This is a genomic window from Variovorax sp. 350MFTsu5.1, from assembly GCF_048302515.1.
In the GTDB taxonomy this organism is placed as follows: Bacteria; Pseudomonadota; Gammaproteobacteria; order Burkholderiales; family Burkholderiaceae_C; genus Variovorax; species Variovorax guangxiensis.
The window spans coordinates 3,571,074-3,585,442 of record NZ_CP157620.1 but is presented as its reverse complement, the minus strand read 5'-3'; the positions used below and the strand labels follow the sequence as shown (position 1 = coordinate 3,585,442).

13 protein-coding genes are annotated in these 14,369 nt (G+C 67.1%); 12 read left to right on the top strand and 1 reads right to left on the bottom strand.

Annotation, left to right across the window (positions count from 1 at the left end):
* Positions 1-21: 21 nt before the first annotated feature.
* The 12 genes from ABL843_RS16255 to ABL843_RS16200 all read left to right on the top strand — a co-directional run bounded on the left by ABL843_RS16255 (position 22) and on the right by ABL843_RS16200 (position 13,663).
* Positions 22-2,127 (top strand): 3-hydroxyacyl-CoA dehydrogenase NAD-binding domain-containing protein, encoded by a 2,106-nt coding sequence (locus tag ABL843_RS16255; protein ID WP_126020152.1) that lies wholly within the window; start codon positions 22-24, stop codon positions 2,125-2,127.
* A 39-nt stretch (positions 2,128-2,166) separates the two neighbouring features.
* The gene (locus tag ABL843_RS16250; protein ID WP_418116493.1) at positions 2,167-3,642 is read left to right on the top strand and encodes a M20 family peptidase; all 1,476 of its coding nucleotides are present in this window, start codon (positions 2,167-2,169) and stop codon (positions 3,640-3,642) included.
* 55 nt (positions 3,643-3,697) lie between these two features.
* Positions 3,698-4,873 carry an acetyl-CoA C-acyltransferase gene (locus ABL843_RS16245; RefSeq protein WP_418116492.1) on the top strand — a complete coding sequence of 392 codons (1,176 nt, stop codon included), beginning with the start codon at positions 3,698-3,700 and terminating at the stop codon, positions 4,871-4,873.
* Between the two features lie 170 nt (positions 4,874-5,043).
* The gene (locus ABL843_RS16240; RefSeq protein ID WP_418116490.1) at positions 5,044-6,897 is read left to right on the top strand and encodes an acyl-CoA dehydrogenase; all 1,854 of its coding nucleotides are present in this window, start codon (positions 5,044-5,046) and stop codon (positions 6,895-6,897) included.
* Entirely contained in the window at positions 6,897-7,160 is a 264-nt protein-coding gene (locus tag ABL843_RS16235) for a hypothetical protein (protein ID WP_418116489.1), read from the top strand. Before ABL843_RS16240 ends, ABL843_RS16235 begins: the two co-directional genes overlap by 1 nt.
* A gap of 11 nt (positions 7,161-7,171) precedes the next feature.
* Positions 7,172-7,474, top strand: a complete 303-nt coding sequence (locus ABL843_RS16230; RefSeq protein WP_093306839.1) for a Dabb family protein — start codon at positions 7,172-7,174, stop codon at positions 7,472-7,474.
* A gap of 39 nt (positions 7,475-7,513) precedes the next feature.
* Positions 7,514-8,311, top strand: a complete 798-nt coding sequence (locus tag ABL843_RS16225) for an SDR family oxidoreductase (protein ID WP_418116488.1) — start codon at positions 7,514-7,516, stop codon at positions 8,309-8,311.
* A 138-nt stretch (positions 8,312-8,449) separates the two neighbouring features.
* On the top strand, positions 8,450-8,911 hold the full coding sequence (locus ABL843_RS16220; protein ID WP_184637720.1) for a PaaI family thioesterase: 462 nt from the start codon (positions 8,450-8,452) through the stop codon (positions 8,909-8,911).
* A 30-nt stretch (positions 8,912-8,941) separates the two neighbouring features.
* A complete protein-coding gene (locus ABL843_RS16215) occupies positions 8,942-9,958 on the top strand; it encodes an NADP-dependent oxidoreductase (protein WP_418116486.1) in 1,017 nt (338 codons plus the stop codon).
* A 103-nt stretch (positions 9,959-10,061) separates the two neighbouring features.
* Positions 10,062-11,705 (top strand): isovaleryl-CoA dehydrogenase, encoded by a 1,644-nt coding sequence (locus tag ABL843_RS16210; protein WP_418116485.1) that lies wholly within the window; start codon positions 10,062-10,064, stop codon positions 11,703-11,705.
* Between the two features lie 32 nt (positions 11,706-11,737).
* The gene (locus tag ABL843_RS16205; RefSeq protein WP_418116484.1) at positions 11,738-12,676 is read left to right on the top strand and encodes a glutathione S-transferase family protein; all 939 of its coding nucleotides are present in this window, start codon (positions 11,738-11,740) and stop codon (positions 12,674-12,676) included.
* A gap of 81 nt (positions 12,677-12,757) precedes the next feature.
* The gene (locus ABL843_RS16200; RefSeq protein WP_126020128.1) at positions 12,758-13,663 is read left to right on the top strand and encodes an SDR family oxidoreductase; all 906 of its coding nucleotides are present in this window, start codon (positions 12,758-12,760) and stop codon (positions 13,661-13,663) included.
* A gap of 10 nt (positions 13,664-13,673) precedes the next feature.
* Here the strand turns inward: ABL843_RS16200 and ABL843_RS16195 are convergent, their stop codons facing one another.
* Positions 13,674-14,342 carry an FMN-dependent NADH-azoreductase gene (locus ABL843_RS16195; protein ID WP_418116483.1) on the bottom strand — a complete coding sequence of 223 codons (669 nt, stop codon included), beginning with the start codon at positions 14,340-14,342 and terminating at the stop codon, positions 13,674-13,676.
* Between the last annotated feature and the right edge of the window lie 27 nt (positions 14,343-14,369).

Sequence of the window (14,369 nt, the reverse complement as noted above, 5' to 3'; positions counted from 1 at the left end):
TCACACACCAAGGAACGCAGCATGACGGCTGAATACAAAGTGCTCGGCGACATCGCCGTGATCACCATGACCAATCCTCCGGTCAACGGTCTCGGTTTCTCGACGCGCATCGGCATCACCGACGGCCTGTCCAAGGCCAATGCCGACGACGCCGTCAAGGCCATCGTCATCACCGGCGCCGGCAAGGCGTTCTCGGGCGGCGCGGACATCAAGGAGTTCGGTACGCCCAAGGCGCTGCAGGAGCCCAACCTGCTGAGCGTGATTCTTGCGCTGGAAGCTTCTCCCAAGCCCATCGTCGCGGCCATCCACTCGGTGTGCATGGGCGGCGGCCTCGAACTGGCCCTGGGCTGCCACTACCGCGTGGCCGCCCCCGGCACCAACGTCGCGCTGCCCGAAGTCAAGCTAGGCCTGATTCCCGGCGCGGGCGGCACGCAGCGCCTGCCGCGCGTTCTGGGCGTGGAGACGGCCCTGAACATGATCGTCAGCGGCGAACCGGTCAAGAGCGAGCTGCTCGCGTCGGTGCCCGGCCAGAAGCTGTTCGACAAGCTGGCCGCCTCGGCCGAATCGGTGTTCGACGAGGCCGTGGCCTTCGCCAAGAGCGTGGCCGGCAAGACGGGCGATGAGCTGCCCCTGGTGCGCAACCTGCCGTGCAAGCACCCGCAGGGCGATGCTTACTTCCAGTTCGCGAAGAACATGGTCGGCGGCATGTCGAAGAACTACCCCGCGCCGCTGCAGTGCGTCGATGCCGTGCAGGCCGCCACCAAGATGAAGTTCGACGCCGGCATGGCCGAAGAGCGCCGCATCTTCACCTCGCTGATGTTCACGCCCGAGTCGCTGGCGTTGCGCCACCTGTTCATGGCCGAGCGCGCCGCGAGCAAGATCCCCGACGTGCCGGAAGACACGCCCAAGCGCGAGATCAAGTCGGTCGGCGTGATCGGCGCCGGCACCATGGGCGGCGGCATCTCGATGAACTTCCTGAACGCGGGCATTCCCGTGACCATCCTCGAGATGAAGCAGGAAGCGCTCGACCGCGGCATTGCCACCATCCGCAAGAACTACGAAGCCCAGGTCAAGAAGGGCAAGCTCAAGCAGGACAAGTACGAGCAGCGCATGGCGCTGCTGAGCACCACGCTCAGCTACGACGAGCTGAAGGACGCCGACCTCATCATCGAGGCCGTGTTCGAGGAAATCGGCGTGAAGGAAAAAGTGTTCAAGGAACTCGACCGCGTCGCCAAGAAGGGCGCGATCCTGGCGTCGAACACCTCCACGCTCGACGTCGACAAGATCGCGTCGTTCACCGAGCGTCCGCAGGACGTGGTCGGCATGCACTTCTTCAGCCCCGCCAATGTGATGAAGCTGCTGGAAGTGGTGCGCGGCAAGGCCACCGCCAAGGACGTGCTGGCCACCGTGATGGCCATCGGCAAGAAGATCAAGAAGACGGCCGTGGTCTCGGGTGTTTGCGACGGCTTCATCGGCAACCGCATGATCGAGCAGTACAGCCGCCAGGCCGGCTTCCTGCTGGACGAAGGCGCCACGCCGCAGCAGGTGGACAAGGCCATCGAGAAGTTCGGCTTCGCCATGGGCCCGTTCCGCATGGGCGACCTAGCCGGCAACGACATCGGCTGGGCCATCCGCAAGCGCCGCGCCGTCGAGCGCGCCGACATGAAGTACAGCCGCACGGCAGACAAGCTCTGCGAACTGGGCCGCTTCGGCCAGAAGACCGGGGCAGGGTGGTACGACTACCAGGCCGGCAAGCGCGACGCCATCCCGTCGGAGCTGGTCAACAAGATGATCGAGGATCACCGCAAGGAGCTGGGCATCACGCCGCGCAAGATCTCCGACGAGGAAATCGTGCAGCGGCTGGTGTATGCGCTGGTCAACGAGGGCGCGCACATCCTGGAAGACGGCATTGCCTCCAAGTCGGGCGACATCGACATGGTGTACCTCACCGGCTACGGCTTCCCGATCTATCGCGGCGGCCCGATGCACTACGCCTCGCAGGTCGGCCTGTACAACGTGGCCGAGACGATGAAGCGCTTCGCGAAGAACCCGCGCGACGACGCCGAGTTCTGGCAGCCCGCGCCGCTGATCCAGAAGCTGGTGGCAGAAGGCAAGTCCTTCGGCTGATGACGACGCGCAGAACCTGAGCCGGGACCAAGACCGCCAATGTTGAAACGCATCTTCCTCGGGCTGCTGCTGGCAGTTGTGCTGCTTGCGGCCGCCGTGGCGGTCAAGACCTGGACCACGCCGTCGCGCCAGCTGGCGGTGGCGCCCGCGCCCAAGCTGGACATCGACCTGCAGGCGGCCGCCAGGCGGCTGTCCACGGCGATCACGTTCCGCACGGTATCGGGCCTCGACGACCCGGCCGCCAACGCGGCCGAGTTCGACAAGCTGCATGCCTACCTCGAGCAGCAGTTCCCGAAGGTGCACGCCACCCTGAAGAAGGAAGTGGTGGGCAACAAGGCGCTGCTCTACACCTGGACCGGTACTGATCCGCAGGCCAGGCCCGTCGCGCTGATGGCGCACCAGGACATGGTGCCGATCGCGCCGGGCACTGAGAAAGCCTGGACGGTCGATCCCTTCTCCGGCGAGATCAAGGACGGCTTCATCTGGGGTCGCGGCACGCTCGACAACAAGAGCAACCTGTTTGCGCAGATGGAGGCCATCGAACTGCTCATCGGCAGCGGCTTCAAGCCTAGGCAGACCGTCTACCTCGTGATGGGCGACGACGAGGAGGTGAGCGGCCTGCGCGGCGCGCTGCCCATCGCCGAACTGCTCAAGTCGCGCAACGTGCGCCTCGACTGGGTGCTCGACGAGGGCCTGCTGGTGCTCGACGGCGTGCTCCAGGGCCTGAAGCAGCCGGCGGCGCTCATCGGCCTGGCAGAGAAGGGCTACGCCACCTTCTTCCTCTCGCTCGACACCGCGCCCGGCCATTCGTCGATGCCGCCGCAGCACAGCGCCATCGGCAGCATGAGCGCGGCGCTGGCGCGGCTCGAAGCCAACCCGATGCCTGGGGGCATCAAGGGCGTGGCCGGCCAGATGTTCGGCGCGCTCGCGCCCGAGATGAGCGGCGTCAACCGCGTGATGCTTTCCAACCTGTGGCTCACCGAGCCGCTGGTGCGCGGCATCCTCGAGAAGAGCCCGAGCAGCAACGCCATGCTGCGCACCACCACCGCGCTGACCATCGTGCGCGCAGGCAATAAAGACAACGTGCTGCCCGGCCGGGCCGAGGCTGCCGTCAACTTCCGCATCCTGCCGGGCGACACCATCGCCAGCACCGAGGCGCATCTGCGCAAGGCGCTGGGCAACGACGACATCAAGATCAAGGCCTACCCGGGCAACTCCGAGCCGTCGCCCGTGTCGTCGACCGACAGCACCGGCTACCGCGCGATCGAACAGGCCGTGCGCCAGAGCTTTCCCGATGCGGTGGTGGCCCCGGGCCTCATGACCGCGGCCACCGACTCGCGCCACTTCAGCATCGTGAGCGACGCCGTCTTCCGCTTCTCGCCGTTCCGCATGAAGAACGAAGACCTCGCGCGCTTCCACGGCAACAACGAACGCCTGGCCATCTCGAACTATGGCGAGATGATCGGCTTCTACCGCCAGCTCCTGAGCAACGCCAACGCTGCTCCGGCGCAATGACGACACCTGCTTACGCAACCTCTTTTCCCTTCCATCTGCTTCAAAGGACCTCACCATGACCAGCGCCGTCATCGTTTCCACTGCCCGCACGCCGCTCGCGAAGAGCTGGAAGGGTGCCTTCAACATGACGCACGGCGCCACGCTGGGCGGCCACGCGGTGCAGCACGCCGTGCAGCGCGCCGGCATCGACCCCGCATCGGTCGACGACGTCATCATGGGCTGCGCAACGCCCGAAGGCGCCACCGGCTCCAACATCGCGCGCCAGATCGCGCTGCGCGCCGGCCTGCCGATCACCACCTCGGGCATGACCATCAACCGATTCTGCTCCTCGGGCCTGCAGACCATCGCCACCGCGGCCCAGCGCATCATCGCGGGCGAAGGCGAGGTCTACGTGGCCGGCGGCGTCGAGAGCATCTCGTGCGTGCAGAACGAAGCCAACAAGCACATGCTGGCCGACCCGTGGCTGGTGAAGAACAAGCCCGATATCTACTGGAACATGCTGCAGACGGCCGAGCAGGTCGCCAAGCGCTACAACATCGGCCGCGACGCGATGGACGAATACGGCGCGCAGAGCCAGCAGCGCGCCACCGCCGCGCTGGAAGCCGGCAAGTTCAAGGACGAGATCGCCCCCATCACCGTGCTGGCCGGCGTGGCCGACCCCGTGATGGGCCTGCGTACCAAGGAAGTCACCGTCGAGAACGACGAAGGCATCCGCCCAGGCACCACCAAGGAAGGCATCAGCGGCATTCGCCCGGCGCTGCCCGGCGGCCTGATCTCGGCCGGCAACGCCAGCCAGTTCTCCGACGGCGCCGGCGCCTGCGTGGTGGTCGACGAGAAGTACGCGCAGCAGAAGGGCCTGAAGCCCATGGGCCGCTTCCTCGGCTTCGCAGTGGCCGGCTGCGAACCCGACGAGATGGGCATCGGCCCCGTCTTCGCCATTCCGAAGGTGCTCAAGCGCCTGGGCCTCACGGTGAACGACATCGACCTGTGGGAGCTGAACGAAGCCTTCGCCGTGCAGGTGATCTACTGCCGCGACAAGCTGGGCATTCCGGCCGACCGCCTGAACGTGAACGGCGGCGCCATCGCCGTGGGCCACCCCTACGGCGTGAGCGGCCAGCGCCTGACGGGCCACGCGCTCATCGAAGGCAAGCGCCGCGGCGCGAAGAAGGTTGTGGTCACGATGTGCATCGGCGGCGGCATGGGCGCCGCGGGCGTGTTCGAGGTGCTCTGAGCTTCCACCTGAGCCGCTGAATTCGGACTTCCGAACGCAGAGGTCGCGAAGGTTACGCAGAAGTCGCAGAAGAGAAACCAGAATTTGATTGGTTTTTCTCTGCGACTTCTGCGTATTTCCCGTACCTCTTTTGCGTTCGGCTGTCCGATCCCGACCCCCTGGAGAATTTCATGAGCCTTCGTCCCACCCTCGACTTCCTGCTCTACGACTGGCTCGACGCCGAATCCCTCAACCAGCGCGAGCGCTTCGCCGACCATTCGCGCGAGACCTTCGACGCCGTGCTCGACACCTGCGAGCGCATCGCGCGCGAGAAGTACGCGCCGTTCAACCGCACGGTCGATACGCAGGAGCCGCATTTCGACGGCGAGAAGGTCGTGCTGCCGCAGGCCACGCACGATGCGCACAAGGCCTTCGTCGAGTCGGGAATGATGAGCGCGGCACAGGACTACGACATCGGCGGCATGCAGCTGCCCTACACGCTGCAGGCCGCGGCCAACAGCTTCTTCGCGATGGCCTCTGTGAGCATCGGCTCGAACATGCTCACCAGCGGCAACGCCAACCTGCTGATGGTGCATGGCACCGAGATGCAGAAGGAGGTCTTCGCCAAGAACGAGTTCTCGGGCCGCTGGGCGGGCACCATGTGCCTGTCGGAGCCGCAGGCCGGTTCGTCGCTGAGCGACGTGGCCACGCGCGCGGTGCCTGATGGCGACGACTTCCAGAACGATCCGCTGGGTCCGCGCTACCGCCTCACGGGCAACAAGATGTGGATCTCGGCGGGCGACCACGAGCTAACCGAGAACATCGTGCACATCGTGCTGGCGAAGATTCCCGACGAGAACGGCAGGCTGGTGCCCGGCACGCGGGGCATATCGCTCTTCATCGTGCCCAAGCGCATGGTCGATACCCAGGGCAATCTCACGGGCCAGCGCAACGACGTAGCGCTCGCGGGCCTCAACCACAAGCTGGGCTGGCGCGGCACCACCAACACGCTGCTGAACTTCGGCGAGGGCAAGTACCCGGTCGACGGCAAGGCCGGCGCGGTGGGTTACCTGGTCGGCGAGCCCGGCAAGGGCCTGCACTGCATGTTCCACATGATGAACGAGGCGCGCATCGGCGTCGGCACGGCGGCCACCATGCTCGGCATGGCCGGCTACCACGCCTCGCTCGAATACGCCAAGAGCCGCCCGCAGGGCCGGCTGGTGAAGAAGCCCGAGGCAGCCGGCACGGCCGTCGCCAAGGACTCGGCCGCGCCGCAGGTGCGCATCATCGAGCACGCCGACGTGCGCCGCATGCTGCTGGCCCAGAAGGCGTACTGCGAGGGCGCGCTGGCGCTGGAGCTGTACTGCGCCCGCCTTGTCGACGAGCAGAAGACCGGCGACGCGCAGGCCGCCGACGACGCGCGCCTTCTGCTGGAGGTGCTCACGCCCATCGCGAAGAGCTGGCCCAGCGAGTGGTGCCTGGAGGCGAATTCGCTGGCCATCCAGGTGCACGGCGGCTATGGCTACACGCGCGATTTCCCGGTGGAGCAGTACTGGCGCGACAACCGACTGAACATGATCCACGAGGGCACCCACGGCATCCAGGCGGCCGACCTGCTCGGCCGCAAGGTGCTGATGGAGAAGGGCCTCGGCCTGCAGCTGCTGGCCGCGCGCATGACCGACACCATCGGCCGCGCGGCGAAGGTGCCGGCGCTGGCTGGCCACGCCAAGGCGCTGGGCGCCGCGCTGCAGCGCATCGGCAGCGCCACCGAGGCCGCCTGGTCCACCGGCGACCCGGCCGACGCGCTGGCCAATGCGGTGCCGTACATGCAGGCCTTCGGCCACACGGTGCTGGCCTGGATCTGGCTCGACGTCGCGGGCAAGGCCCTGCAAACCGACGCGGAAAAAGCGAGGGCGGTAACAGCTGGCAAGATCGGCGCCACGGACTATTTCTTCCACTACGAGCTGCCGAAAATCGGCGCATGGCTCAACGTGGTCGAAACCCGTGATCCGACCTGTACAGCTTTGCCCGAGGACGCCTTCTGATGGCCACCACCGATTCGCCGAACCCCACCCCCAGCAGCAACACCCCCACCGCCAAGCCGCCGAAGCCGCATGCGCGGCTGGAGAAATGGATCTGGATCCTGATCTACGGCGGCCTGTTCGTCGTGATCCTGGGCATCGCCACCGGCCGCACCGATGCCGCGCTGGGCTGGTCCATCTCCGTGCCCGGCGGCATCGTGGCACTGGTCGGCTTCGTGCTGATCTACGTGCGCTCGCGGCTGCCCAACACTCCTCCAAGCAAATAAAGAGGCCCGCCATGCTCAAGCACATCGTGATGTGGAAGTTCAAGGAGCACGCCGAGGGCGCCGACAAGGCGACCAACCTGCTCAAGGCCAAGGCGCTGCTCGACGCCTGCGCGAAACTGTCGCCCGGCACGCTGCGTTTCGAGGTAGCCATCGCCCAACCCGGGCTGGAAGCCACCTACGACCTTGTCCTTTATTCGGAATTCACCGACGCCGCCGCGCTCGCGGCCTATGCGGACCATCCGCAGCACGTGGCCCTGAAGCCATTCATCGGCGCGGTAAGAGAAGCCCGCCAGTGCATGGACTACGAGATCTGATCTGAACTGAACCAACCCGAACCCCGGAGACATCCAGCCATGACCGCACGCACCGTCCAGAAACTCTTCGACCTCACCGGCAAGACCGCCCTCGTCACCGGCGGCTCGCGCGGCCTGGGCCTGCAGATGGCCCACGCGCTGGGCGAGGCCGGCGCGAAGATCATGCTGAGTTCGCGCAAGGCCGACGACCTGGAGCAGGCGGCCGCCGAACTGCAGGCCGCCGGCATCGACGCGCGCTGGATCGCCGCCGACTGCTCGAAGGAGGAAGACACCCGCCGCCTGGCCGACGAGACCCTGCAGCGCATGGGCGCGGTCGACATCCTCGTGAACAACGCGGGCGCCAGCTGGGGGTCTCCGGCCGAGAGCCACCCGGTCGAGGCCTGGGACAAGGTGATGAACCTCAACGTGCGGGGCTACTTCATCCTGTCGCAGCAGATCGCCAACGGCTACATGATCCCGAAGAAATCGGGCCGCATCATCAACATCGCCTCCATCGCCGGCCTCAACGGCAACCCGCCCGAGATGCAGACGCTGGCCTACAACACCTCCAAGACCGCGGTCATCGGCTTCACCCGCACGCTGGCTGCCGAGTGGGGAAAGTACAACATCAACGTGAACGCCATCTGCCCGGGCTTCTTCATGACGAAGATGGCCGCCGGCCTCATCAAGTCGCTCGGCGAGGAGAAGATGGCCGCGCAGGCGCCGCTGGGCCGCCTGGGCGACGACGAAGACCTGAAGGGCCTGGCGCTGCTGTTCGCGAGCGACGCCGGCAAGCACGTCACCGGCCAGTGGCTGGCCGTGGACGGCGGCGTGAGCGTCGTCCTTGGCGCAGCTTGAAATGACCACCCCCAGCCTCGCCCACTTCGTGTGGCTCGGACACCCCCTCGAGGGGGCGCACCCTGCGGCCCGGCGAAGCCGGTTCCGCGGGAGCCCGCGAACGGGCCGCGCAGAGGTGCAGGAGGCTGGCAAACTGAAATGACCGATCAAACCGACGACATCAATTTCCGCTCGTACACGAGCCGCATCCCGTTCGCGCGCCACCTGGGCTTCGAGCTGACGAAGTTCGAGAACGGCGAATCGGAGATCCTCTACACCGCCAAGCCCGAGCACCTGAACACCTTCGACGTGACGCACGGCGGCGCCTGCATGACGCTGCTGGACATCACCATGGCCGCTGCCGCGCGCAGCATCGCGCCCGAGATGGGCGTGGTCACCATCGAGATGAAGACCAGCTTCATGCAGCCCTCGGTCGGCCCACTGCACGCGCGCGGCACGCTCATTCACAGGACGGCGACGCTGGCTTTCACCGAGGCCAGAATCTACGACGAGCAGGAGCGCGTGTGCGCCCACGCCACCGGTACCTTCAAGTACGTGAAGCGCCGGCTGCCGACCGGCCCGGCCAGCGCCAACGAGATGCGCCCGCCCTCGACCGACTGACCCGACCCTATTTCTCCCCCGGAGCCTTCCATGCCCACCAACAAGCAGATCCACCTCGACAACCGCCCCGAGGGCGAGGCCATCGCCAGCAACTTCAAGCTCGTCACGGCCCAGACCCCCGAACTCAAGGACAACCAGGTCCTGGTGCGCCACCACTACATGAGCCTCGACCCGTACATGCGCGGGCGCATGAACGACTCCAAGAGCTACGCGCAGCCGCAGCCGCTGGGCCAGACGATGCAGGGCGGCACGGTCGGTGAAGTGGTGGAAAGCAAGCACCCCAAGTACGCCGTGGGCGACAAGGTGGTGGGCTTCGGCGGCTGGCAGGAATACAGCGTGGTCGATGCCTCGCAGCCCGGCGCGCTGAAGAAGGTCGACACCACGCACGTGCCGCTGTCGCACTACCTCGGCGCCGTCGGCATGCCGGGCGTGACCGCCTGGTACGGGCTGGTGAAGATCATCGCGCCCAAGGCCGGCGAAACGGTGGTCGTCACAGCCGCCAGCGGCGCGGTGGGCAGTGCCTTCGGCGTGCTGGCCAAGGCGCGGGGCTGCCGCGTGGTCGGCATCGCGGGTGGCGCCGACAAGTGCAGGTACGTGACGGACGAGCTGGGCTTCGACGCCTGCATCGACTACCGCCAGCACCCCGACCTCAAGTCGATGAGCGCGGCGCTCAAGGAAGCCTGCCCGGACGGCATCGACGGCTACTTCGAAAACGTCGGCGGCTACATCTTCGACGCGGTGCTGCTGCGCGCCAACGCCTTCGCCCGCGTGGCGCTGTGCGGGATGATCGCGGGCTACGACGGCCAGCCGCTGCCGCTGGCCAACCCGGCGCTGATCCTCATCAACCGCATGAAGATCGAAGGCTTCATCGTCAGCGAGCACATGGAAGTGTGGCCCGAGGCGCTGGCCGAGCTGGGCACGCTGGTGGCCACTGGCAAGCTCAAGCCGCGCGAGTCGATCGCGCAGGGCATCGAATCTGCGCCCGAGGCATTCCTGGGCTTGCTCAAGGGCAAGAACTTCGGCAAGCAACTGGTTAAGCTGATCTGATGCATCAATGAGCTGAACGCACGGCAAGGAGGCCGGCCATGCGAGCCGCGCCGGGCCGCCCCAAGCCAGCGCGCACCGCAGTGCAGAGCACGGAGGTATTCGAATGGACTCGACGCACGAGGTCTTCAACCAGCCCACGCCGCTGGTGGGCTACAACCTCTTCGACACCAACCGGCCCCTGCGCGATGCGCTGAAGTTCAACGCGCCCGCGCTGCAGACCGCGCAGCTGCACGAACTGGGCGCAACCCTAGGCTCGGCCGGCATGCAGGCGCATGCGCGGCTCGCCAACATCCACACGCCCGAGCTGCACACGCATGACCGCTTCGGGCGGCGCATCGACGAGGTGGAGTTCCATCCGGGCTATCACGCGCTGATGAGCGCCGCGGTGGGCGCCGGGCTGCACGGCACGCCGTGGACCGGCACATCGGCCTCGCCGCACGTGCTGCGCGCGGCTGGCTTCATGCTCTTCACCGAGCTGGAGCCGTCGATTCTCTGCCCCGTCTCCATGACCTACGCCGTTGCACCCGCGCTGCGCGGCAACGCGGCGGTGCATGCCGACTGGGCGCCGAAGCTCGGCAGCCTCTGGTACGACCCGGCGCTCAAGCCCTTCAGCGACAAGCCCGGCGTGACCATGGGCATGGGCATGACCGAGAAGCAGGGCGGCTCCGACGTGCGGGCCAACACCACGCAGGCCGTGCGCGACGGCACCGGCGACGCCTGGGGCGAGCGTTACGCCATCACCGGCCACAAGTGGTTCTTCTCGGCGCCGATGTGCGACGCCTTCCTGGTGCTGGCCCAGGCGCCCGCCGGGCTTTCTTGCTTCTTCCTGCCGCGCGTGCTGCCGGACGGCTCGCGCAACGCGATCCGCATCCAGCGGCTGAAGGACAAGCTGGGCAACAAGGCCAACGCGAGCTCCGAGGTGGAGTTCCATGGCGCCATCGCATGGCTCGTGGGCGAGGAGGGGCGTGGCATCCCGCAGATCCTCGAGATGGGCACGATGACGCGGCTCGACTGCGCGCTGGGCACCAGCGGGCTGATGCGCCAGTCGCTGGCCATCGCGCTCAACCACGCCACGCAGCGCATGGCCTTCGGCAAGGCGCTGATCGAACAGCCGCTGATGAAGAACGTGCTGGCCGACCTCGCACTGGAGAGCGAGGCCGCCACCGCGCTCGCCATCCGCCTCGCGAGGGCCTTCGACAACCAGTCCGACGAGCACGAACGCCTGATGGCCCGGCTGCTCACGCCGGTCGCCAAGTTCTGGATCTGCAAGCGCGGCAGCGCCTTCGCGCAGGAAGCCATGGAATGCCTGGGCGGCAACGGCTACGTGGAGGAGGGCGGCGAAGGCATCATGGCCCGCATCTACCGCGAGATGCCGCTCAACTCCATCTGGGAAGGCGCGGGCAACATCATGGCGCTCGACCTGCTGCGCGGCCTGCGCAAGGGCGACGCGGTGGCCACGCTGGCGAAGGAACTCGCACCTGCGCGCGGACATCACGCCGCGCTCGACCGGCTGGCCGATGCGCTGCCGGCGCGCATCGAGGCGATGGCTTCGGAAGCCGAGGCCCGCCGTCTCGCGCAGGACGTGGCGCTGGCCGTGCAGGCCGCGCTGCTGGTGCAGACGGCGCCGGCTGCAGTGGCCGGCGCGTTCTGCGCATCGCGCTTGGCCGGCGACTGGGGCAATGCCTTCGGTACGCTGGGCGCAGGCACCGATTTCGACGCCATCATCCAGCGCGCACAGCCGCGCTGACGCAACACGAACGACAACCCACGGGAAACACCATGGCCGACCTGATCCTCCATCACTACCTCACCTCGCCGTTCTCGGAGAAGGTGCGCCTCATCCTCGGCGCCAAGAAGCTGCCGTGGAAGTCGGTCTTCATCCCGCCGATCATGCCCAAGCCCGACGTGGAGGTGCTCACCGGCGGCTACCGCAAGACGCCGTTCCTGCAGATCGGCGCCGACATCTATTGCGACAGCGCGCTCATCGCCGACGTGCTCGAGCATCTGCGGCCCGAACCCACGCTCTATCCGGAGCCTGAAAAAGGCATGTCGCGCATCCTCGCGCAATGGGCCGACACCACGCTCTTCTGGGCCGCCATGGCCTGGAACCTGCAGCCCAGGGGCGCGGCGGAAGTGTTTGCCAAGGCGCCGCCCGAAGCCGCGAAGGCCTTCGGCGAGGACCGCGGCAAGATGAGCGCGGGCAACATGACCCGCCTGCGCCCGGCCGACGCCACCAGCGCCTACAAGTCGTACCTGCGCCGCCTGTCGGACATGCTCGACGAGAAGCCCTACCTGCTCGGCGAGGTGCCCAGCATCGCCGACTTCTCCGCCTACCACCCGCTGTGGTACACGCGGCGCATAGAGTCGGTCCGCACCATCCTCGACCTCACGCCCGCGGTGATCGACTGGATGGACCGCATGGCCGCCATCGGCCACGACGTGCCCGAGAAGTTCTCGAGCGAGGAAGCCATCGCGGTGGCGAAGGCCTCGATGCCGCATTCACTGCTGACCGACAGCACCTTCCAGGACGACCACGGCATCCCGCTGGGCACCGCGGTCACCATCCGCGCCGAGAGCTTCGGCCTCGAAGAGACGCCCGGCACGCTGGTCGCCGCGACGCGCACGCACTACACGCTGGAGCGCAGCAGCGAGCGCGTGGGCACGGTGCATGTGCACTTTCCGCGGATCGGGTATGTGCTGAAGAAGGCCGAGGGCTGACTCGCGTCACGCGAACGACAGCCGTTCTCCGCTTGAAGCGGTCCAATAGGCGGCACAGAGTCAACCAAAGGAAAGCACCCAATGATTCAGGACTTCAAGGGCAAGACCGCCGTTCTCACCGGCGCGGGTTCGGGCTTCGGCCTGGAGTGCGCGCGTATCGGCGCCGCCCGCGGCATGAACCTCGTGCTGGTCGACGTGCAGCAGGATGCGCTCGACAAGGCCCAGGCCGAGATGGAAGCGGCCGGCGTGCAGGTGCTGGCGCGCAAGGTCGATGTGTCGGACGCGGCCCAGATGGAGGCATTGGCCGCTGCCGTGAAGGAGCGCTTCGGTGCGCCGCACTTCGTCTTCAACAACGCGGGCGTGGGCGCCGGCGGCCTGGTGTGGGAGAACACCGTGGCTGACTGGGAATGGGTGCTGGGCGTGGACCTGTGGGGCGTGATCCACGGCGTACGCCTGTTCGTGCCGATGATGCTGGAGGCTGCGGCCAAGGACCCGTCCTACCGCGGCCACGTGACCAACACGGCCAGCATGGCCGGCCTGCTCACGCCGCCCAACATGGGCATCTACAACGCCGCGAAAGCCGCGGTGGTGAGCCTTACCGAGACGATGTACCAGGACCTGAACCTCGTCACCGACCAGATCGGCGCGAGCCTGCTGTGCCCGTACTTCGTGCCCACCGGCATCACCAGCAGCGAGCGCAACCGTCCGAACGCGCCGAAGGAAAGCGAGCTCACCAAGAGCCAGCTGATCGGCCAGGCGATGAGCAACAAGGCCGTGAGCAGCGGCAAGATCACGGCTGCCGAAGTGGCCGCCAAGGTGTTCGAAGCCATCAGCGACAACCAGTTCTACGTGTTCAGCCATCCGAAGGCGCTGGGCAACGTGCGCAGCCGTATGGAGAACATCGTCTCCATCACCAATCCGGCCGACCCGTTCCTGGAGCGGCCCGAAATCGGCCAGAAGCTGCGCGAGCAGTTGCGTTCGGCCTGAGCCGGGGCGTTCAGCCGGCCTGCAGTTCGGCCACGAGCGCTTCGACACGGGCAAGCGCGCTGGCGATGGAGCGGTCGAGCAGGTCGCCGTGGTCTTCAGCGTGCTCGATCGCCACGCTGTGCACTTCGTTGAGCCCGAGCAGCGCCAGCGGGCTCGCGATGCCCGGCGTGAGCAGGTCCATCTGCGCCTGGAATCCACCCGGCCCGTAGCCGCTGCTGCCGCACGAGGTGAGCAGCACCGTGCGGCGGTGTCGCTCGGCCAGCAGCGGCACGTACGGGTTCTCGCGGTCGCGGTCGAAGTCGAAGGTCGAGCCGATGCGCACGATGTTGTCGATCCACGACTTCAGCGGCGCGGGCATTCCGAAGTTGTACATGGGCGCGCCGATCACCAGCACGTCGGCGCGCCGGAGCTCGTCGATCAGTGCGTCGCTTTCGGCGAGCACCGCGTGCATCCACGGCTCACGCTGCCCGGCCGGCGTATAGCCCGAGGCGATCCACTCGCCCGTGACGTTGCCGGGCGGCGTGGCGCCGATGTCGCGGTAGATCACTTCGTCGTCGGGTCGGGCTGCCCGCCAGGTCGTCACGAAGTGATGGCTGAGGCGGCGCGAATGCGAGCCGTGGACATGCGTGCCCGAACGGCCGGGGCGGGCGCTGGCGTCGATGTGGAGCAGTGTGGTCATGGTGCAGTCCTCTTTGACATGAAGGGT

What these genes read in the sequence shown, in the direction of transcription:
- ABL843_RS16255 (WP_126020152.1), top strand. Translation starts at nt 22, where the DNA reads ATGACGGCTGAATACAAAGTGCTCGGCGACATCGCCGTGATCACCATG.
- ABL843_RS16250 (WP_418116493.1), top strand. Translation starts at nt 2,167, where the DNA reads ATGTTGAAACGCATCTTCCTCGGGCTGCTGCTGGCAGTTGTGCTGCTT.
- ABL843_RS16245 (WP_418116492.1), top strand. Translation starts at nt 3,698, where the DNA reads ATGACCAGCGCCGTCATCGTTTCCACTGCCCGCACGCCGCTCGCGAAG.
- ABL843_RS16240 (WP_418116490.1), top strand. Translation starts at nt 5,044, where the DNA reads ATGAGCCTTCGTCCCACCCTCGACTTCCTGCTCTACGACTGGCTCGAC.
- ABL843_RS16235 (WP_418116489.1), top strand. Translation starts at nt 6,897, where the DNA reads ATGGCCACCACCGATTCGCCGAACCCCACCCCCAGCAGCAACACCCCC.
- ABL843_RS16230 (WP_093306839.1), top strand. Translation starts at nt 7,172, where the DNA reads ATGCTCAAGCACATCGTGATGTGGAAGTTCAAGGAGCACGCCGAGGGC.
- ABL843_RS16225 (WP_418116488.1), top strand. Translation starts at nt 7,514, where the DNA reads ATGACCGCACGCACCGTCCAGAAACTCTTCGACCTCACCGGCAAGACC.
- ABL843_RS16220 (WP_184637720.1), top strand. Translation starts at nt 8,450, where the DNA reads ATGACCGATCAAACCGACGACATCAATTTCCGCTCGTACACGAGCCGC.
- ABL843_RS16215 (WP_418116486.1), top strand. Translation starts at nt 8,942, where the DNA reads ATGCCCACCAACAAGCAGATCCACCTCGACAACCGCCCCGAGGGCGAG.
- ABL843_RS16210 (WP_418116485.1), top strand. Translation starts at nt 10,062, where the DNA reads ATGGACTCGACGCACGAGGTCTTCAACCAGCCCACGCCGCTGGTGGGC.
- ABL843_RS16205 (WP_418116484.1), top strand. Translation starts at nt 11,738, where the DNA reads ATGGCCGACCTGATCCTCCATCACTACCTCACCTCGCCGTTCTCGGAG.
- ABL843_RS16200 (WP_126020128.1), top strand. Translation starts at nt 12,758, where the DNA reads ATGATTCAGGACTTCAAGGGCAAGACCGCCGTTCTCACCGGCGCGGGT.
- ABL843_RS16195 (WP_418116483.1), bottom strand. Translation starts at nt 14,342, where the DNA reads ATGACCACACTGCTCCACATCGACGCCAGCGCCCGCCCCGGCCGTTCG.